The organism is Streptomyces sp. NPDC058231 (assembly GCF_042882275.1).
Classification (GTDB): domain Bacteria; phylum Actinomycetota; class Actinomycetes; order Streptomycetales; family Streptomycetaceae; genus Streptomyces.
This window is the reverse complement of sequence record NZ_JBHVWN010000011.1, coordinates 56,024-75,115: the sequence shown is the minus strand read 5'-3', so window position 1 is coordinate 75,115 and position 19,092 is coordinate 56,024. Positions and strand designations below refer to the sequence as shown.

Below are 19,092 nucleotides of genomic sequence, written 5' to 3'. Positions count from 1 at the left end.
CACAGGATGCGAAGAGTGTCCCGGATTGCGGCAATAGCTGTCCGGCTGTGCGGGACGTGTCGGGTCAGGATGGTCCGTACGGACTCGACATGAGGGGCTCAAGAAGCCGCGCGGATCCCGGAAGTCCCCCGAGAGGGACCCGCCGGGCTCCGAAAACTCCGAAGAACTCCGAAGAACTCCGAAGAACTCCGAAGAACTCGGAAAGGGAGCCCTGTAGAGCCCTGAAGAGCTCGATATGGGGGAGCGTGCCCCGTGCGGGGCGGCGGAAACCGCCCCGCGAGGGGAGAGGTGGAGGTGACGCCGCATCAGCTCGGTGGTGCGTCCTTCCGCAGTCGGAACCAGTAGAAGCCGTGTCCGGCGAGAGTCAGCAGGTAGGGCCACTGGCCGATGGCGGGGAACCGCACCCCGCCGATCAGCTCCACCGGGTGGCGCCCGTTGAACGAACGCAGATCGAGCTCCGTCGGCTGGGCGAACCGCGAGAAGTTGTGCACACAGAGGACGAGATCGTCCTTGTACTCGCGGGTGAACGCCAGCACGGCCGGGTTGGACGACGGCAGTTCGCTGTACGAGCCCAGGCCGAACGCGTGGTTCTGCTTCCGGATCTCGATCATCCGCCGGGTCCAGTGCAGCAGTGAGGACGGCGAGGCCATCGCCGCCTCGACGTTGGTCACCTGGTAGCCGTAGACCGGGTCCATGATCGTGGGGAGGTAGAGCCGTCCCGGATCGCTGGAGGAGAAGCCGGCATTGCGGTCGGGTGTCCACTGCATCGGGGTCCGTACGGCGTCCCGGTCGCCCAGCCAGATGTTGTCCCCCATGCCGATCTCGTCCCCGTAGTAGAGGATCGGGGAGCCGGGCAGGGAGAGAAGCAGAGCCGTGAACAGCTCGATCTGGTTGCGGTCGTTGTCCAGCAGGGGCGCGAGCCGCCGCCGGATACCGATGTTGGCCCGCATCCGCGGATCCTTGGCGTACTCCGCGTACATGTAGTCGCGCTCTTCGTCCGTGACCATTTCGAGCGTGAGCTCGTCGTGGTTGCGCAGGAAGATGCCCCACTGGCAACCGGACGGGATCGCAGGGGTCTTCGCCAGGATTTCCGAGACCGGGTAGCGGCTCTCGCGCCGTACGGCCATGAAGATCCGGGGCATCACCGGGAAGTGGAACGCCATGTGGCACTCGTCGCCACCGGCCGGGAAGTCGCCGAAGTAGTCGACGACGTCCTCCGGCCACTGATTGGCCTCGGCGAGCAGCACGGTGTCCGGGTAGTGCGCGTCGATCTCCTTGCGCACCCGCTTGAGGAACTGATGGGTCTCGGGCAGGTTCTCGCAGTTGGTGCCCTCCCGCTGGTAGAGGTACGGCACGGCGTCGACGCGGAAGCCGTCGATGCCGAGGTCCAGCCAGAAGCGGAGTGCGGAGATGATCTCCTCCTGCACCGCCGGGTTCTCGTAGTTGAGATCGGGCTGGTGGGAGAAGAACCGGTGCCAGTAGTACTGCTTGCGGACCGGGTCGAAGGTCCAGTTGGACGTCTCGGTGTCGACGAAGATGATCCGCGCGTCCTGGAACTGCTTGTCGTCGTCGGCCCAGACGTAGTAGTCGCCGTACGGCCCGTCGGGATCGGTGCGGGACTGCTGGAACCACTCGTGCTGATCGCTCGTGTGGTTCATGACGAAGTCGATGATCACGCGCATGCCGCGCTGGTGCGCTGCATCGACGAATTCCACGAAGTCGGCGAGATCGCCGAACTCGGGCAGCACGGCCGTGTAGTCGGACACGTCGTAGCCGCCGTCCCGCAGCGGTGACTTGAAGAACGGCGGCAGCCAGAGGCAGTCGACGCCCAGCCATTGCAGATAGTCCAACTTGGCCGTGAGGCCCTTGAGATCGCCGATTCCGTCGCCGTTGGAGTCCTGGAAGGACCGGACGAGGACCTCGTAGAAGACGGCGCGCTTGAACCAGTCGGGATCGCGGTCCTTGGCGGGGGTGTCCTCGAACGTGTCGTGGACGGGCTCATTGACAATCATGGTGTGGGTGACCCTCCGGTCGGCGGGGACGGTCGCAGGACGACGATGTGCGCGGGCGTGACGCCCGGCTCTAGGCGCACATAGAAGGTTCTGCCCCAGTGGTAGGTGTGGCCGGTGAGCTCATCGCGCACCGGCACGGTCTCGTGCCAGTCGAGGCCGAGTTGCGGCATGTCCAACGAGACCGTGGCCTCCTGGGTGTGGTGAGGGTCGAGGTTGACGACCACCAGAACGATGTTCGAACCCGATCGCTTGCTGTACGTGATCAGCGCGTCGTTGTCGGCGGAGTGGAAGTGCACGTCGCGGAGCTGCTGCAGGGCCGGGTGGCGGCGCCTGATCCGGTTGAGCGAAGTGATGAGCGGGGCGAGGGAGCGGCCCTCGCGTTCCGCCGATTCCCAGTCCCTCGGACGGATTTCGTACTTCTCCGAGTCCAGGTACTCCTCGCTGCCGGCCCGCACCGGGGTGTTCTCGCACAGCTCGAACCCGGCGTACACGCCCCAGGTCGGCGAGAGGGTGGCGGCGAGCACGGCGCGGGCCTCGAAGGCGGGACGTCCGCCGTCCTGGAGATAGCCCGGCAGGATGTCCGGGGTGTTCACGAAGAAGTTGGGCCGCATGGAGGAGGCCGAGTCGCCGGCCAGCTCGGTGACGTACTCGGTGAGCTCCTGCCTGGTGTTGCGCCAGGTGAAGTACGTGTACGACTGCTGGAAGCCGATCGCGGCGAGGGTGCGCATCATCGCGGGACGGGTGAACGCCTCCGCCAGGAAGATCACGTCGGGGTCGGTGCGATTGATGTCGGCGATCACCTTCTCCCAGAAGATCACCGGCTTGGTGTGCGGATTGTCGACACGGAAGATCCGTACGCCGTGGCCCATCCAGAACCGCAGGATGCGGACGGTCTCCTCGACCAGACCCCGCAGGTCCGTGTCGAAGGCGATCGGATAGATGTCCTGGTACTTCTTGGGCGGGTTCTCGGCGTAGGCGATCGTGCCGTCCGAGCGGTGGTGGAACCACTCGGGGTGCTTCTCCACCCACGGGTGGTCGGGGGAGCACTGGAGCGCGAAGTCGAGTGCGATCTCCATGCGCAGGTTGCGGGCGGTCTCGACGAAGTGGTCGAAGTCGTCGAGTGTGCCGAGCTCCGGATGGACGGCGTCGTGCCCGCCCTCGGCCGAACCGATCGCCCACGGAACACCCACGTCGTGGGCGTCCGGGGACAACGAGTTGTTGGGGCCCTTGCGGTGGGTGGTCCCGATGGGGTGGACGGGTGGCAGGTAGACGACGTCGAACCCCATGGCGGCGACCGCGGGGAGCCGTTCGGCCGCAGTGCGGAAGGTGCCGCTGATCATCCTTCCCCGCTGCTCCTGCGCCTCCGGGGCCTTTCCTGCCCGCCCCTTCTTCGTGCCCCTTCCCGCCTTCACCGGCTCGGCCGGTTCGAACCTGGCGCCCTCGGACCGGGGGAACAGCTCGTACCAGGAACCGAACAGGGCGCGCCGGCGCTCGACGACGAGCGGAAGCGGGCGGGCCGCCGTGACCAGCTCGCGCAGCGGGTGGCGGGCGAGCGCGGCCGTGGCCTCGGGTGCCAGCGCCGCGGCGAGCCGGACGGCGGCCGGGCGGGACTCGTCACGCAACCCGTCGGCGGCGGCCAGCACCGCCTCGCGCCCGTCCCGTTTCGGTACGCCGCCGGCCGCCCGTTCGTAGAGTTCGGCGCCCTCCGCCAGGACGAGAGCCGTGTCGATCCCGGCCGGCACCTTGATCTGGGCGTGCCGGCGCCACGTGGTCACCGGATCGCTCCACGCCTCGACCGTGTACGTCCAGCGGCCTTCGGAGTCCGGAGTGACGTCGGCGCCCCAGCGGTCTGTGCCGGGGGCGAGCTCACGCATCGGCGCCCAAGGGCCGGGGCGGCCGCTCGGATCCCGCAGCACGACGTTGGCGGCGACCGCGTCATGACCCTCACGGAAGACGGTGGCCGTGACCTGGAAGGTCTCGCCGGCAACGGCCTTGGCGGGCCTTCTGCCGCAATCGACGAGGGGACGGACGTCGAGGACGGGAATGCGACCGATCATGGAATCACCTGGGGACTGGAGCTCGGGCTGCACGGGGCGCGGGACGGGCGCGGTCGGACGAGCGCGCACGCCGCGGCTGTGGGGGTCTGTCCTTTCTAGCTGCTCCGTTGACGGCTGATGGGGTGTGAGCATGGCCGCTCCTGTCCGCGTTCACTCGAATGGCACTCGAATGGCTGGGGCGCGGGTGTGGTGCACGGGTGAGTACCGGTGCACCTCGGACGCGTACGGACTGCGTACGAGCCGCTGCGGGATCGCGGATGATCCGCATTCGGGCTGGATTCGGACTGTGTACCGCAGAAGCCTTCCCACGGTTCTCGGTGGGCCAATCCGGTGGTTTGTTAACTACTCGGGCGTAGCCGTGAAGGTCTGAATGCGCCGGGCTCCGCCTGTTACGCGGAGCCTCGCGGAGACCGGCCGCATCAGGCGGCGGGCGGCGTGACAGCCCCAGGGCCGGCCGTATCCGCGCCGGCCGTATCCGCGCCGGTCGTGTCGGTCCGACGGGTCGAAACCTCCTCCTCGACGTGGTGCGCGCCGCGCGGAGACGCACCGATGGCCTACCGCTCCCTTGTGCCCCGGTACGCGCCACTGAGCAGCCTTCCCTGTGGGGTGAAGTGCCACAAGGCCGCACGAGGGGGTGGAATCGGCCATAACCCCTGTGACGCGTGAGTACCGATGCGCGCCGAGAGAAGGGTGGTGCGGAAGAGGCACAGGTGGGCGCTGGGCCGACGGCAGAGCCGGGAGCGACGTCGGGGGCGGTTCCGGGGGCGGACGGCTCGCCGGGTTCCCCGCTGTGAGCCGGTCGCGCGCCGTGGTTGCGGAGCAGGGCCCACCGCTACCGTCGAGGGTGACGGAGCGGCGCACACCGTGGTGCGTCCCCTCGGATTCGTACGTCCCCTGTAAAGGTGGAATACGTGAAGGCCATTCGTCGATTCACCGTGCGTCCCGTCCTCCCCGATCCCCTTCAACCGCTCAGCGACCTCGCCCGCAACCTGCGGTGGTCCTGGCACACCGAAACCCGTGAGCTCTTCCATGCCGTCGACCCGGAGGGCAGGCGGGCGGCGGACTCCGACCCCGTACGCCTGCTCGGAGCCGCCTCCGCCGGCCGCCTTGCCGAGCTGGCCCGGGACCAGCAGTTCCTGCACCGGCTGACCGAGGCGTCCAGAGCACTCCGGGAGTACCTGGACGGTCCGCGGTGGTACCAGGAGCAACGTGCACAGGGCATGGAACTGCCCGCCGCCGTGGCGTACTTCTCGCCCGAATTCGGTGTGACCGCAGCCCTTCCGCAGTACTCGGGTGGACTCGGCATCCTTGCCGGGGACCATCTGAAGGCAGCCAGCGACCTGGGCGTACCCCTCGTCGGCGTCGGTCTGCTCTACCGGCACGGCTACTTCCGGCAGAGTCTGTCGCGCGAAGGCTGGCAGCAGGAGCACTATCCCGTCCTCGACCCGAACGAACTCCCGCTCACCCTGTTGCGCGAGGCCGACGGGACACCGAGCCAGGTGGTGCTGGCTCTCCCCGGCGGCCGCTCGCTCCACGCCCACATCTGGCAGGCCCAGGTCGGGCGCGTTCCGCTGCTCCTGCTCGACTCCGGCGTGGAGGAGAACGCACCGGGCGAGCGCGATGTCACCGACCGGCTCTACGGCGGCGGCAGCGAGCACCGGCTGCTGCAGGAGATGCTGCTCGGCATCGGTGGCGTGCGGGCCGTGCGGACCTACTGCCGGCTCACCGGGCACCCGGCTCCGGAGGTGTTCCACACCAACGAGGGGCACGCCGGCTTCCTCGGTCTCGAAAGAATTCGTGAACTCTCCGGCACCGGACTGGATTTCGACTCCTCGGTGGAGGCGGTGAGGGCCGGTACGGTCTTCACCACCCACACGCCTGTGCCCGCCGGAATCGACCGCTTCGACCGGGAGCTCATCGCCCGTCACTTCGGTGACGACGGCGAACTGCCGGGCGTCGGAGTCGAGCGGATCCTGCAGCTCGGCATGGAGACGTACTCCGGAGGCGAGCCCAGCCTCTTCAACATGGCGGTCATGGGCCTGCGGCTCGCCCAGCGGGCCAACGGCGTCTCCACGCTGCACGGGGCGGTCAGCCGGAAGATGTTCGCCGGGCTGTGGCCGGGCTTCGACGCGGAAGAGGTGCCCATCACCTCGGTCACCAACGGCGTTCACGCGCCCACCTGGGTCGCCCCCGAGATCTTCCAGCTGCGCGCACGGTACGGCGGAACGCCGGGACGCTGGGACGCGGCGGCCGAGATCCCGGACCGGGAGATCTGGGACCTGCGGCGGACACTGCGCGAACAGCTGGTGACGGAGGTCCGGACACGGCTCGCCGCCTCCTGGCGCACCCGTGGTGCCGAGCCGGCCGAACTCGGCTGGATCGACAACGTGCTGGATCCCGATGTGCTGACGATCGGCTTCGCCCGCCGCGTGCCCTCCTACAAGCGGCTGACTCTCATGCTGCGCGACCGCGACCGGCTGACGGAGCTGCTGCTCCACCCGACCCGGCCGATCCAGATCGTCGTCGCCGGCAAGGCGCACCCGGCCGACGACAGCGGAAAGCGGCTGGTGCAGGAACTGGTGCGGTTCTCCGACGACCCGAGGGTGCGCCACCGCATCGTCTTCCTGCCCGACTACGGGATGGCCATGGCGCAGAAGCTCTACCCGGGCTGCGACGTCTGGCTCAACAATCCACTGCGGCCGCTGGAGGCGTGCGGCACGAGCGGCATGAAGGCCGCGCTCAACGGCTGCCTCAACCTGTCCGTGCTCGACGGCTGGTGGGACGAGTGGTTCGACCCCGACTTCGGCTGGGCGATCCCGACGGCCGACGGGTCCGCCATGGACGAGGACCGGCGCGACGAGCTGGAGGCGAACGCCCTTTACGAGTTGATCGAGGAGAGAGTGGCGCCGCGGTTCTACGACCGTGGTGGCGAAGGGCTTCCCGAACGCTGGGTCGAGATGGTCCGCCGCACGGTGAGCACGCTGGGTCCCAAGGTCCTCGCGGGGCGCATGGTGCGTGAGTACGTGGAGCGGTTGTACGCCCCCGCCGCGCACGCCCATCGCTCCCTGGACCCTGCCACGGCCAGGGAGCTCGCGGACTGGAAGGCCCGGGTCCGTGCCGCCTGGCCGAGGGTCGCCGTCGACCATGTGGAAGCCGTGGCGCCCAGCACCCTGGGCGGCTCGGCCGAGCTGGGTGCGACGCTGGCGCTACGCGTCAGGATCGCCCTCGGGGCGTTGGAGCCGGACGACGTGGAGGTGCAGGCGGTGGCAGGGCGGGTCGACTCATCCGATGCGATCTCGGACGCCCAGCTCTTCCCGCTGAAGCCTGCCGGAGGCCTGGACCTGGAGGGCCGCTGGCTCTACGAGGGGCCGCTCGCCCTCGACCGCACGGGGCCTTACGGCTACACCGTGCGGGTGCTTCCCGCCCATCCGCTGCTGGCCACCAGCGCGGAACTCGGCCTGGTCGCACTGCCGACGGAGTCGATGGGCGACGGCGCCGGCATGCTCATGCGCTGACAACCCGTCCGTCCCGGGGCCCGGCATCCGTGAGGTGCCGGGCCCCTTCGTGTTCTGAACGCAGGAGCTTGACGTGTCCATGAGATGCCTTTAGGTTCCTCACTCACCACAGGGTTCACAACTCGACTCAACATTCATGTACGTGAACTCGCTTGAGTGTGAACCGAGTTGCTGGACCACCTCCGCACCGGAAGGCACCCCACATGCGTACCGGATCCATCGGTCGAGGCCTCGGTCTCGCCACCGCCCTGGCCGCCCTGCTCGTCGCGGTTCTCGCCGCCCCGGCGTCGGCCGGCAGACCCACCGCGTCCGTCGGCGCAACCACGGTGGAGGCGGCCGCGCCCGCCTCCTTCACCCATCCCGGCGTCCTCGTCAGCCGGCCCCAACTCGACTTCGTCCGCTCGAAGGTCCAGGCCGGCGCACAGCCCTGGAAGAGTGCGTACGACCAGATGCTGGCCAGCAAGTACGCCTCGCTCACCCGTACCGCCACACCGCGCGCCGTCGTGGAGTGCGGCTCGTACTCCAACCCCAACTACGGCTGCACCGACGAGCGTGAGGACGCGATAGCCGCCTACACCCTCGCGCTCGCCTGGTACATCACCCAGGACAGCCGGTACGCCCAGAAGTCCATCGAGATCATGGACGCCTGGTCGGCGGTGATCCAGGACCACACCAACAGCAATGCCCCCCTTCAGACGGGCTGGGCCGGCTCCTCCTGGCCGCGGGCCGCGGAGATCATCAAGTACACGTACAGCAGCTGGCCGAACTCCGGCCGATTCGCCACCATGCTGCGCAACGTCTATCTCCCGAAGGTCATCAACGGCTCCAACAGCAACGGGAACTGGGAACTCAGCATGACCGAGGCCGCGATCGGGATCGCGGTCTTCCTCGAGGACCGCAGCGCCTACGACAAGGCCGTCACCAAGTTCCGCGGACGGGTTCCCGCGTACATCTATCTCGCGTCGGACGGCGCTCTGCCGAAGACCGCACCGGGCAGCGGACTCGACACCCGCGACGAGATCATCAACTACTGGCAGGGACAGTCGACCTTCATGGACGGACTCTCCCAGGAGACCTGCCGCGACCTCACGCACACCGGTTACGGACTGTCCGCCATCTCCCACATCGCCGAAACGAGCCGGATCCAGGGGCAGGACCTCTATCCCGAGATCGCCGACCGCCTCCGCCACGCCCTGGGCCTGCACGCCAAGTACCAGTTGGGCACGGCGGTCCCCTCGTCACTGTGCGGAGGAACGCTCAAGGACAACCTCGGCCCGGTCACCGAAGTCGGCTTCAACGCCCTGCACAACCGGATGGGCATCGCCATGACCAATACCCAGACCCTGACCGAGCAGCAGCGGCCCGCCGGTTCCAACAATCTCTTCGTGGCGTGGGAGACGCTCACCCACGCGAACAACCCCAACTGACCCCCGTCCGCCCTGCCGGACGACGCGTGGGCGGCCTTCGTCGGCGGCGGGCGGCACCCTGATCACGCGGCTCAGGACACGGCGAACCGCCCGGGAGGAACGAGAGTTCCTCCCGGGCGGGATCACCGGATCGACCGACCGGTGTGTGGCGCCGGGTTCAGAAGGTCAGGCTGAAGCTGTTGATGGTGCCGGTGTCCAGCGAGGCGACATCCTGGACCTTCAGCTTCCAGGTGCCGTTCGCCACCTCGGACGACGCGTTGACCGTGTACGTCGTCTGGACGTTGTCCGCCGAGTCGGTGGACGAGGAGTTCTTCAGCCGGTAGGCGGTGCCGTCCGGTGCGACGAGGTCGATGACGAGGTCGCCGCGGTAGGTGTGGGTGATGTCGACACCGACCTTCAGGGTGCTGGGCGCGTTGCCCGTGCGACCGGTGACGGCGACGGAGCTGGTGACGGCCGAGCCGGCGTCCGGGATCGCGACGTGAGTCGTGTTCGAGAAGACCGTGCCGCCGGGGTCGGTTCCGCCACCCGGGCGGGAGCCGACGTTGATGCCGGCCCAGGCGTCGGCGACCGACTTGTACTCGGCGCTCGACGTGCCGTACAGCTCACCGGCCGCGGCGAGGGTGCCGGTGCGGGCAGCCGCGTAGTTCGTCGTGGAGGTGAACTTGGTGGTGAGCGCCTTGTACCAGATCAGCGCGGCCTTGTCGCGGCCGATGCCGGTCACCGGCAGGCCGTCGGAGGTCGGGGAGTTGTACGAGACGCCGTTGATGGTCTTGGCGCCGCTGCCCTCGGAGAGCAGGTAGAAGAAGTGGTTCGCGGGACCCGAGGAGTAGTGGACGTCGAGTCCGCCGAGGCTGGAGGACCAGGAGTCCTTGGACGCGCCGTCCTTGCTCGGCTTGTCCTGGTAACGCAGCGGGGTGCCGTCGCCGTTGATGTCGATCTTCTCGCCGATGAGGTAGTCGCCCTGGTCGGTGGCGTTGTTGGCGTAGAACTCGACCGCGGTGGCGAAGATGTCGCTGGTCGCCTCGTTGAGGCCACCGGACTCGCCGCTGTAGTTCAGGCCGGCGGTGGCGGCGGTGACACCGTGCGACATCTCGTGCGCTGCCACGTCGAGGGAGGTCAGCGGTGAGGTGTTGCCGCTGCCGTCCCCGTACGTCATGCAGAAGCAGCTGTCGTCCCAGAACGCGTTGACGTAGCTGTTTCCGTAGTGGACGCGGGAGTACGCGCCGATGCCGTCGCCCCGGATGCCGGTGCGGCCCTGGACGTTCTTGTAGTAGTCCCAGGTCTCCGCCGCGCCGTAGTGCGCATCCGCGGCAGCGGTCTCGGTGTTCTGCGGGGTGCCGTCGCCCCAGACGTCGTCGGAGCCGGAGTAGAGCGTCCCGGTGCCGGAGGACGTGCTGTGGTTCAGGTTGTACGTCTTGTGGTTGCCGCGGCCCGTGTCGGTGAGCGTGTACGACGGCGCGGTGCCGAGCGTGACCTGACCGCTGTACTCGGTGTTGCCGGTACCGGTCTCGATGGCCTGCCACTCGTAGAGCTTCGCGCCGCTGGCCGCGTCGGTGACGACATGCAGCTCGTTCGGGGTGCCGTCCTCCTGCAGTCCGCCGACGACGGTCTCGTAGGCGAGCTGCGGCTTGCCCTGCGCCATCCAGACGACCTTGCGCGGTGCCTTGTCGGCTGCGGTCTTCTCGGCGCCGGCGGCCTTGGCCGCACCGAGAGCCTGCTTCTCGGCCGCGGCCGGGGCGACATCGGCCGCCGTGCTGACGGCCTTCAGCTGCGCGGAGGTCACCTTGGACGCCTTGGAGACGTTCTCGGTCGCACCGGACTTGGACGCCTCGACGACCAGGTCACCGCCGAGAACGGGGAGTCCGCCGAAGGTGCGCTCGTAACGCGTGTGAGTGGTGCCGTCGTTGTCCTGGATGACGTCCCGGACAACGAGCTTCTCCTGAGAGCCGAGGCCGAGCTCCTTGGCCGTGGCCACCTTGCTCGCGTTGGCCTCGCGGATCAGTTCGGCGCGTGCGGAAGGGGAGAGCTGCTTGGCCATCGCACCATGATTGGCCTCGGTGGTGATCCGTGCAGGAGCGGCGGAACCGCCGGACGTGGCAGTCGCCGTGCCCGTCTGGACTCCTACGGCGAGGAGGGCGGCTGCGGCTATCAGAGCGCCGGTCGCGGTGGCGCGACGGCTGGGCGTGGATCTCACGCGGACTCCTTCTGCGAGGGGGGTACCGGCGGGCTGGGTGAGCCGGCCGGGCAGAGCAAGCGGTGCGCAGAACGGGGGAAGAGTGTCAGCAGATGGACGTCTCTGTCAGGACCGCGTCAACAAGTTGGCCGGAATTCGTCCGTTGTCGGAAAGGTCATGTTCGTTAAGCGGACGTTTCGCCGATCATCACCACGGCGTCGCCCGGCGGCCGCCACGAGCCGAAACGGGTGAGCGAGGACACGCCGACCTCGAACACAACGTGTTCGAACGCCGGGCCGGATGCGGGTCGGCCGCCATCGGCCGAAAGTGCCGCGAATTGTGGCTCGTTTCGTATCATTTACTCTTCGTCGATCAGCGGATGCTCCGTGCGGACCCATGACGTCGCGCCGGTGCCGGACGCGGATGCACGTGCCGTACGAGGAGTGCACCGGTACGCCTGATGGCCCGCTCACCTACGCCGAGCAGAGCACCGCTCCCGGAGAGCAGGGGGCACCCGTCGACCGGCACCGGGCGCATGCCTCCGCGGCACGTCGACTGCGACGACGGGTCCCACCGCCTGCACCCCGCCGCCCGACTGCACGGCGACGCACGGACCGGTGCCGAACGCGGCCTGTGTCGGTGGAACCGCGGATCGATCCGTCGTCGGCCGTCAAGCGCCCCGCCGGCGAAGTCGCGGTTCCCGCACCGGTGGACGGGTCAGGCGAGGCTCTCCCGCCAGGCTCGGTGCAACCCCGCGAAGCGGCCGGTGCCGGCGATGAGCTCGGAGGGGGCGCCGTCCTCCACGATCCGGCCGTGTTCCATCACCAGCACCCGGTCCGCGATCTCCACGGTCGACAGCCGGTGGGCGATCACGACCGCGGTCCTGCCGTGCAGCACCGTGTCCATGGCCCGCTGCACGGCGCGTTCGCCGGGGATGTCGAGGGAGCTGGTCGCCTCGTCGAGGATCAGAACCGCGGGGTCCGCGAGCAGGGCGCGCGCGAACGCGACCAACTGGCGCTGACCTGCCGAGATCCGGCCGCCTCGCTTCCGGACGTCCGTGTCGTACCCGTCGGGCAACCCGCTGATGAATTCGTGTGCGCCGATCGCCTTCGCGGCCCGCTCGATCTCCTCGCGTGTCGCATCCGGGCTTCCGATGGCGATGTTCTCGGCGACCGTCCCCGAGAACAGGAACGCCTCCTGGGTCACCATGACGACACCGCGCCGCAGCTCGGGCGTGGCCAGATCACGGAGGTCGGTCCCGTCCAGCAGCACCCGGCCGTCGGTCGGGTCGTAGAACCGGGCCAGCAGTTTGGCGAGCGTCGACTTCCCTGCGCCCGTCGAGCCGACCACGGCGACGGTCTGACCGGCCGGGATCGTGAGCTCGAAGCGGGGGAGCACCTCGCCGCCGGTCCGGTAGGCGAAGCGCACCGAGTCGAAGAGGACCTCCCGGCCCGGGTGCTCACCCGTGCGGGCGGGCAGCTCCCGCGGGTTCGCCGCCTCCGGGACGGTGGGGGTCTGGGCGAGCAGGCCCGCGATCTTGTTCAACGAAGCTGCGGCCGACTGGTAGGAGTTGAGGAACATGCCGAGCCGGTCGATCGGGTCGTACAGCCTCCGCAGATAGAGCACGGACGCGGCCAGTACACCGAGGGCGAGTGTGCCGGAGGCGACTCGGTACGCCCCCCACAGCACGATCCCCGCGACCGCCGTGTTGGCGATCAGCCGGGAACCGGTGACGTAACGCGCCATCTCCAGCAGCGCGTCGCCGTTCGTCCGGCAGTGCTGCTGATTGAGGTGCTCGAAGTCCGTGTCGTTGCTGCGTTCGCGGCGGAACGCCTGAACGGGACGGATCCCGTTCATCGTCTCCGCGAACTTCACGATGACCGAGGCCATCGCCGTCGACCGCGCGGCGTAGATCATCCCGGCGCGTCGCTGGTAGCGCCTCACCAGCAGATACAGCGGTCCGAACGAGAGGACGGCGACCGCACCGAGATCGAGGTCCAGCCACAGGAGCATCAGCGAGATGGAGGCGAAGGAGAGCACCACGCCGATCAGTTCCTGGAGCCCCTCGCTGAGGAGTTCCCGCAGCGACTCCACATCGGTGGTGGAGCGCGAGATCAGCCGTCCCGAGGTGTAGCGCTCATGGAAGTCCACGCTCAGCGCCTGCGCATGGCGGAAGATCCGCCCGCGAAGATCGAGCAGTACACCCTGGTTGATCCGGGCGGAGACCTGGATGAACGCGTACTGCATGATTCCCGAGCCCACCGAGCACAGTGCGTACCCGAGGGCCACGGCGATCAGCGGACCGTAGTCCTTGTCACGGAACGCGGGTACGCCGCTGTCGATGGCGTACGCGACGAGCAGCGGGCCGGCCTGGACTGCGGCCTGCTGGATCAGCAGGAGCAGCACGGCCACCGCCACCCGGCCCCTGAACGGGTCGAGCAGCGACACCAGCAGGGCGCGGGTCGCGCCGCGCGGGGTGGGCAGGTCGTCCCGGTCGAAGGGGTCCCCGGCGCCGGGTCGCGGGTCGGTGCCGGGTCTCTTCTCCGCCGTGCCGGGTGGCGCCGCCTGCCGGACGCGGGTCATGGTGCCCGTGCCCGCGCGCGTGCTCAGGTCCGTGCCCGCGGCCGTCGCCGTGCCCGCACGTGCCACGCCTGCTGCCTCCGGCGTGTCCATCCGGGCGTCGTTCTCGTCGCTTGCGGCGTCACCGGCCGGACGCCCTGCCGTCGTGTCGGTCATCGAGTGCTGCCCTCCTCGGCAGAGACGTTCATGGCGAGCGCGCCGTCGGCGGGCATGAATGCGGGCGCGTCCCCGGCGCCGGACATCAGCCAGGCGTACTCGGCGCTGCTGCGCAGCAGTTCCTGATGGGTGCCGACTGCACTGATCCGGCCCTCCGAGAGCAGAGCCACCCGGTCCGCCAGCATCACGGTGGACGGCCGATGGGCGACCACGATGGCTGTGGTCGACTCCAGCACCCGGCGCAGCGCGGCCTCCACCAACGCCTCCGTATGCACGTCCAGCGCCGAGAGCGGATCGTCCAGTACCAGGAAGCGCGGCTTCCCGACGACGGCCCGGGCCAGCGCCAGGCGCTGCCGCTGGCCGCCGGAGAGGCTGAGTCCCTGCTCGCCGACCTGGGTGTCGATGCCGTGCGGCAGCTCGTGCACGAAGTCGGCCTGTGCGACGGACAGCGCCCGCCGCAGTCCGTCCTCGCCTGCGTCCTCGGCGCCCATGAGGACGTTCTCGCCGACGCTCGCCGAGAAGAGCGTCGGCTCCTCGAACGCCACGGACACCAGCTCGCGCAGGTGTTCGCGCGGCATGGTGGTGATGTCGACACCGTCGAGCGTGATCCGTCCCGCGGTGGCGTCGTGCAGCCGTGGTACGAGCGCGGTCAGCGTCGTCTTGCCGGATCCGGTGGCCCCGACCAGAGCCATCGTCTCGCCGGGGCGGATCCGCAGATCGATCCGGGCCAGTACGGGCACGGACCCCGGCTCCGCGTCGGGGTAGCGGAACTCGACACCCTCGAAGGCCATTCCGCCGTCCGGCGAGGGGGAGGCCGGGGAGGAAACGAGGGAGGAAGCCTTCGCGGAACGCGCCGCCGGAGTCTCCGGGGAGGACGTCCCGGCCGTATCGCGCTCCTCCTCGACGTCCATCACCTCGAAGAACCGCTCGGTCGCCGTCGCCGACTCCTGGCTCATCGCCAGCAGGAACCCGATCGACTCGACCGGCCACCGCAGCGCCAGCGCGGTCGACAGGAAGGCCACCAGGGTGCCCGCCGAGAGCTCTCCGTCCGCGACCTGGATGGTGCCGAGCACCAGCGCCGCACCGATCGCCAGCTCCGGAATCGTGGTGATGAAGCCCCAGATGCCCGCCAGCAGCCGTGCCTTGTCGAGTTCGGTGCCGCGCAGCCGCTGCGCGAGACCGCGGAAGGCGAGTGCCTGGCTCCGGTGCCGCCCGAAGCCCTTGATGATGCGGATCCCGAGCACGCTCTCCTCGACGACCGTCGTCAGATCGCCGACCTGGTCCTGGGCCTGGCGCGCCACCACCGCGTACTTCGTCTCGAAGACCGAGCAGAGAATGACCAGCGGCACGACAGGAGCCATCAGTACCAGGCCGAGCGTCCACTGCTGCACCAGCAGGATGACGAAACCGACCAGGATCGTGGTCGCGTTGACCAGCAGGAACGTCAGCGGGAACGCCAGGAACATGCGGATCAGCATCAGATCCGTGGTGCCGCGCGACAGCAGCTGCCCCGACGGCCAGCGGTCGTGGAAGGCCACCGGGAGCCGTTGCAGATGCCGGTAGAGATCGGCCCGCATCGACGCCTCGACGCCCGCCAGCGGCCGCGCCACCAGCCACCGTCGCACCCCGAAGAGCACCGCCTCGAGGATGCCCAGCAGCAGCAGGCACAGCGCGCCGAGCCAGACGCCGCCCGGGTCGCGGTGCGCGACCGGGCCGTCGACGATCCACTTCAGTACGAGCGGTATCACCAGGCCGAGACAGGAAGCGACGATCGCCACCGCCGCCGCGCCGAACAGGCGAATCCGTACAGGCTTCACATAAGGCCACAGCCGCAGCAGGGACTGCGCGGTGGACCGGTTCTTGGGCTCTACATGTGTTTCGGGCATCAGGGGCGAGCCTACGGTTCACCACTGACATCGCTCATCTGGTTTTCGTCGCTCTGTCGACATACGGCCCCTGAATGGCCTGAGTGGGGGGCTCGGGGCAAGGACCCGAGCCGTCGTCCCGGGACCCGGGTCGTATCGCGGCATCAGCCGATCGGTTGATGCCGGTTCGAGCGCGATGGCCGATGCCGTGCGAGCCTGCCCGACGGGACCCTCGTAGCCATGGCACTCATCGAAGTGAACGCGTTGCGCAAGGCCTACGGCGGGCGCCCCGCGGTGGACGGTGTCACCTTCGCCGTCGACGAGGGGGAGATCTTCGGGATTCTCGGCCCCAACGGCGCCGGCAAGACCACCACTGTCGAATGCGTCGAGGGGCTGCGGATCCCCGACGCCGGTACGGTCCGGGTCGCCGGCCTTGATCCGGTCGCCGACCACGGCCGAGTGACACAGCTCCTCGGCGCCCAGCTCCAGGAGAGCGAGCTGCAGGCCAAGCTCACGGTGCGCGAGGCGCTGGAGCTGTACAGCGCCTTTTATCCGGAACCCGCCGACTGGCGGACCCTGGCCGAGCGGCTCGGTCTGCACACCGGGCTCACCACCCGGTTCGCCGAGCTGTCGGGCGGCCAGAAGCAGCGGCTGTCCATCGCCCTCGCCCTGGTCGGCGACCCGCGGGTCGTGGTGCTCGACGAGCTGACCACCGGACTCGATCCGCGTGCCCGACGCGACACCTGGCAGCTGATCGAAGAGGTACGGGAGAGCGGCGTGACCGTCCTCCTGGTCACCCACTTCATGGAGGAGGCACAACGCCTCTGCGACCGGATCGCCGTGATCGACAAGGGGAAGGTCGTCGCCCTCGACACCCCGTCCGGCCTGATCCGCAAGGCCGGCAGCTCCACCGTCATCTCCTTCACCCCTTCGCAACCGCTCGCCGCCGACGATCTGGCGGCGCTCCCCGCCGCGGCATCGGTCGAGCGGAAGGGGGACCGGGTCGTCATCAACGGCACCGACGAGACCGTCAACGCGGTGATCTCGCTACTGGCCCGGCATCACGTCACCGCACATCAACTGCGCGTGTCCGAAGCGACCTTGGACGACGCCTTCCTCGACCTCACTGGGACACCGGCAGAAGCAGCAGAAGCAGACACGGAACAGGCGGCCTGAGATGACCACACCGCTCGCATCGAACCCTCCGGCCCCCTCCGCCCCCTCTTCTGCATCGGCTCGCTCCCTCGCCGTTCTCACCTGCGAGACCCGGCTCTTCCTCCGTGAGCCCGGCAGCCTCTTCTGGATCCTCGTCTTCCCGACCGTCCTGATGACGATCCTCGGACTGGTCCCGTCCTACCGGGAAGTCGACGACGGCCTCGGCGGCCGCCGCGTGATCGACCTGTATGTGCCGGTGGCCGTACTGCTCGCCATGATCATGTCCGGGCTCCAGGCCATGCCGCCCGTCCTCACCGGCTATCGCGAACGGGGCATCCTGCGCCGCATGTCGACCACGCCGGCACGTCCGTCCGCCCTGCTCACCGCACAGATCACGGTGCACGGCGCCGCCGCCCTGGGCTCGGCCGTGCTGGTCATGGCCGTCGGCCGGATCGCCTTCGACGTGCGGTTGCCCGGTCAGCCCGTCGGCTACCTGCTCGCCCTGCTCCTGGCGACCGCGAGCGTCCTCGCCCTCGGTGCCATGGTCAGCGCGCTGTCCCGGACCACCAAGGTCTCCGCCGCCGTCAGCTCGGTCGTCTACCTCGTGATGATGTTCACCGCGGGCGTCTGGCTGCCGGTCCAGGCGATGCCCGGCACCCTCCGCCGGATCGTCGGGTGCACGCCCTTCGGCGCGGCCTCCCAGGCACTGGACCGGGCGGCCTCCGGCGGCTGGCCGGGCTGGGCGGACCTGGGGGTGATGGCCCTGTGGACGGTCCTGCCGGCTGCCGCGGCCGCCCGCTGGTTCAAGTGGGAGTGACGCGGCAGGCCGATCCGGGGCAGACTGCCCCCATGGGAGCGGGGCGCACCGGCCGGAACGCGGCAGCGGCGGCCGAGCAGGGGTGGGAACAGTTCTTCCGGTACGGGCCGTACGGTCTGCTCGGGCTGGCCACCGTCGTCTCGGCGATGTCCGCCGACCTCATCATGAGCCGTACCGGGATGTACGTGGCCGGGGTACTGGTCCCGGTGGCGCTGATGCTCCAGCTCTGGTGGAGCTGGATCCGGCGCCGGCCTGCCGGGCGGTCGTGGTCCCCGTGGGTCTACTTCGTGTCACGCACGGTCCTCGCCTTCGTGCTGAGCTGGAGCAGCCCGTTCTTCTCCATGTTCGCGCTCCTCGGCTACTTCGACGCGGCGCGCCTCCTCCCCAAGCGGGCCGCACGCGTCGGGATGCTGGCCACCGCCGTCACCATGGCGGGCTCCCAGTGCGGCAGCGGTTTCCCGCCGGACACACTGACGAACTGGACGGCCTTCGGCATCCTCCTCGCCCTGCACAGCACTCTCGTCCTCGTCTTTGCGCAGATCGGCACCCGGGAGGCCGAGCACGCCCGTACCCAGCTCGACACCATCGCCGAACTGGAGTCCGCCAACGCCCGTCTCGAACAGGCCCTGACGGAGAACGCCGGCCTGCACGCCCAACTCCTCGTCCAGGCCCGTGAGGCGGGGGTGGCCGACGAGCGGAGCCGGCTCGCCGCGGAGATCCACGACACCATCGCCCAGGGGCTGACCGGCATCATCACCCAGCTCCAGGTGGTCGCCTCCACCGCCGACTCCGATCCGGCGCTGGCCCGCGTGCACCTCGACCGCGCCGCAGCGCTCGCCCGGCACAGCCTCGGCGAGGCACGCCGGTCCGTGAGCAATCTGGTCCCCGTCGCACTGGCCCACGACGCCCTTCCCGAGGCGCTCGGGAAGACCGTCGCGAGCTGGGCGGAACGGACGGGTGTACGCGCCGAGTTCACCGTCACCGGTACCGTCGAGCCGCTGCATGACGAGGTCGGCGTCACGCTGCTCCGCATCGCCGAGGAGGCGCTCGCCAACGTCGGCCGTCACTCCGGGGCCGCCCGGGTCGGCGTCACGCTCTCCTTCATGGGTGACGAGGTCACCCTCGACGTGCGGGACGACGGTTGCGGCTTCGACCCCGTGGCCCTGCCGCCGTACCGGGGCTCGGACGGTTTCGGTCTCGGCGGTATGAACGCCCGCGCCGAACGCATGGCGGGCGCCGTCGTGGTGGAGTCGGAACCGGGCAACGGGGCGGCGGTCTCCGCCCGCGTCCCGCTGGTGCCTCATCATTGAGCCACGCGCATCCCGGCGACGCGGG

At 69.3% G+C, this 19,092-nt stretch carries 10 protein-coding genes; 5 read left to right on the top strand and 5 right to left on the bottom strand.

Going from position 1 to position 19,092, the window contains the following annotated elements:
• Positions 1-305: 305 nt before the first annotated feature.
• Complete coding sequence (treS, locus tag ACFVXE_RS10865; protein WP_389670710.1) at positions 306-2,012, bottom strand: maltose alpha-D-glucosyltransferase; 1,707 nt, start codon at positions 2,010-2,012, stop codon at positions 306-308.
• The gene (locus tag ACFVXE_RS10860; RefSeq protein WP_389670709.1) at positions 2,009-4,069 is read right to left on the bottom strand and encodes an alpha-1,4-glucan--maltose-1-phosphate maltosyltransferase; all 2,061 of its coding nucleotides are present in this window, start codon (positions 4,067-4,069) and stop codon (positions 2,009-2,011) included. Before ACFVXE_RS10860 ends, treS begins: the two co-directional genes overlap by 4 nt.
• Before the next feature lie 911 nt (positions 4,070-4,980).
• Here ACFVXE_RS10860 and glgP point away from each other — a divergent pair.
• Both glgP and ACFVXE_RS10850 read left to right on the top strand, forming a co-directional pair.
• Positions 4,981-7,584: an alpha-glucan family phosphorylase gene (glgP, locus tag ACFVXE_RS10855; RefSeq protein ID WP_389670708.1), complete on the top strand. Its 2,604-nt coding sequence runs from the start codon at positions 4,981-4,983 to the stop codon at positions 7,582-7,584.
• A gap of 203 nt (positions 7,585-7,787) precedes the next feature.
• Positions 7,788-9,011: an alginate lyase family protein gene (locus tag ACFVXE_RS10850; RefSeq protein ID WP_389670707.1), complete on the top strand. Its 1,224-nt coding sequence runs from the start codon at positions 7,788-7,790 to the stop codon at positions 9,009-9,011.
• 157 nt (positions 9,012-9,168) lie between these two features.
• Here ACFVXE_RS10850 and ACFVXE_RS10845 read toward each other — a convergent pair whose 3' ends face one another.
• The 3 genes from ACFVXE_RS10845 to ACFVXE_RS10835 all read right to left on the bottom strand — a co-directional run bounded on the left by ACFVXE_RS10845 (position 9,169) and on the right by ACFVXE_RS10835 (position 15,806).
• The gene (locus ACFVXE_RS10845; RefSeq protein ID WP_389670706.1) at positions 9,169-11,205 is read right to left on the bottom strand and encodes a M4 family metallopeptidase; all 2,037 of its coding nucleotides are present in this window, start codon (positions 11,203-11,205) and stop codon (positions 9,169-9,171) included.
• A gap of 696 nt (positions 11,206-11,901) precedes the next feature.
• A complete protein-coding gene (locus ACFVXE_RS10840) occupies positions 11,902-13,767 on the bottom strand; it encodes an ABC transporter ATP-binding protein (protein ID WP_389670782.1) in 1,866 nt (621 codons plus the stop codon).
• A gap of 149 nt (positions 13,768-13,916) precedes the next feature.
• The gene (locus ACFVXE_RS10835; RefSeq protein ID WP_389670705.1) at positions 13,917-15,806 is read right to left on the bottom strand and encodes an ABC transporter ATP-binding protein; all 1,890 of its coding nucleotides are present in this window, start codon (positions 15,804-15,806) and stop codon (positions 13,917-13,919) included.
• A gap of 219 nt (positions 15,807-16,025) precedes the next feature.
• Here ACFVXE_RS10835 and ACFVXE_RS10830 point away from each other — a divergent pair, with 219 nt between their 5' ends.
• From ACFVXE_RS10830 to ACFVXE_RS10820, 3 genes are read left to right on the top strand one after another with little or no spacing between them, the layout of a single operon-like run.
• The gene (locus ACFVXE_RS10830) at positions 16,026-16,961 is read left to right on the top strand and encodes an ABC transporter ATP-binding protein (RefSeq protein ID WP_389670704.1); all 936 of its coding nucleotides are present in this window, start codon (positions 16,026-16,028) and stop codon (positions 16,959-16,961) included.
• Position 16,962: 1 nt separating this feature from the next.
• A complete protein-coding gene (locus tag ACFVXE_RS10825) occupies positions 16,963-17,757 on the top strand; it encodes an ABC transporter permease (protein WP_389670703.1) in 795 nt (264 codons plus the stop codon).
• Between the two features lie 32 nt (positions 17,758-17,789).
• Positions 17,790-19,067 (top strand): sensor histidine kinase, encoded by a 1,278-nt coding sequence (locus ACFVXE_RS10820; protein WP_389670702.1) that lies wholly within the window; start codon positions 17,790-17,792, stop codon positions 19,065-19,067.
• Positions 19,068-19,092 lie beyond the last annotated feature (25 nt).

Coding starts and splice junctions, on each gene's coding strand:
- treS (WP_389670710.1), bottom strand. CDS start 2,012: ATGATTGTCAATGAGCCCGTCCACGACACGTTCGAGGACACCCCCGCC.
- ACFVXE_RS10860 (WP_389670709.1), bottom strand. CDS start 4,069: ATGATCGGTCGCATTCCCGTCCTCGACGTCCGTCCCCTCGTCGATTGC.
- ACFVXE_RS10850 (WP_389670707.1), top strand. CDS start 7,788: ATGCGTACCGGATCCATCGGTCGAGGCCTCGGTCTCGCCACCGCCCTG.
- ACFVXE_RS10840 (WP_389670782.1), bottom strand. CDS start 13,767: ATGACCCGCGTCCGGCAGGCGGCGCCACCCGGCACGGCGGAGAAGAGA.
- ACFVXE_RS10835 (WP_389670705.1), bottom strand. CDS start 15,806: ATGCCCGAAACACATGTAGAGCCCAAGAACCGGTCCACCGCGCAGTCC.
- ACFVXE_RS10830 (WP_389670704.1), top strand. CDS start 16,026: ATGGCACTCATCGAAGTGAACGCGTTGCGCAAGGCCTACGGCGGGCGC.
- ACFVXE_RS10825 (WP_389670703.1), top strand. CDS start 16,963: ATGACCACACCGCTCGCATCGAACCCTCCGGCCCCCTCCGCCCCCTCT.
- ACFVXE_RS10820 (WP_389670702.1), top strand. CDS start 17,790: ATGGGAGCGGGGCGCACCGGCCGGAACGCGGCAGCGGCGGCCGAGCAG.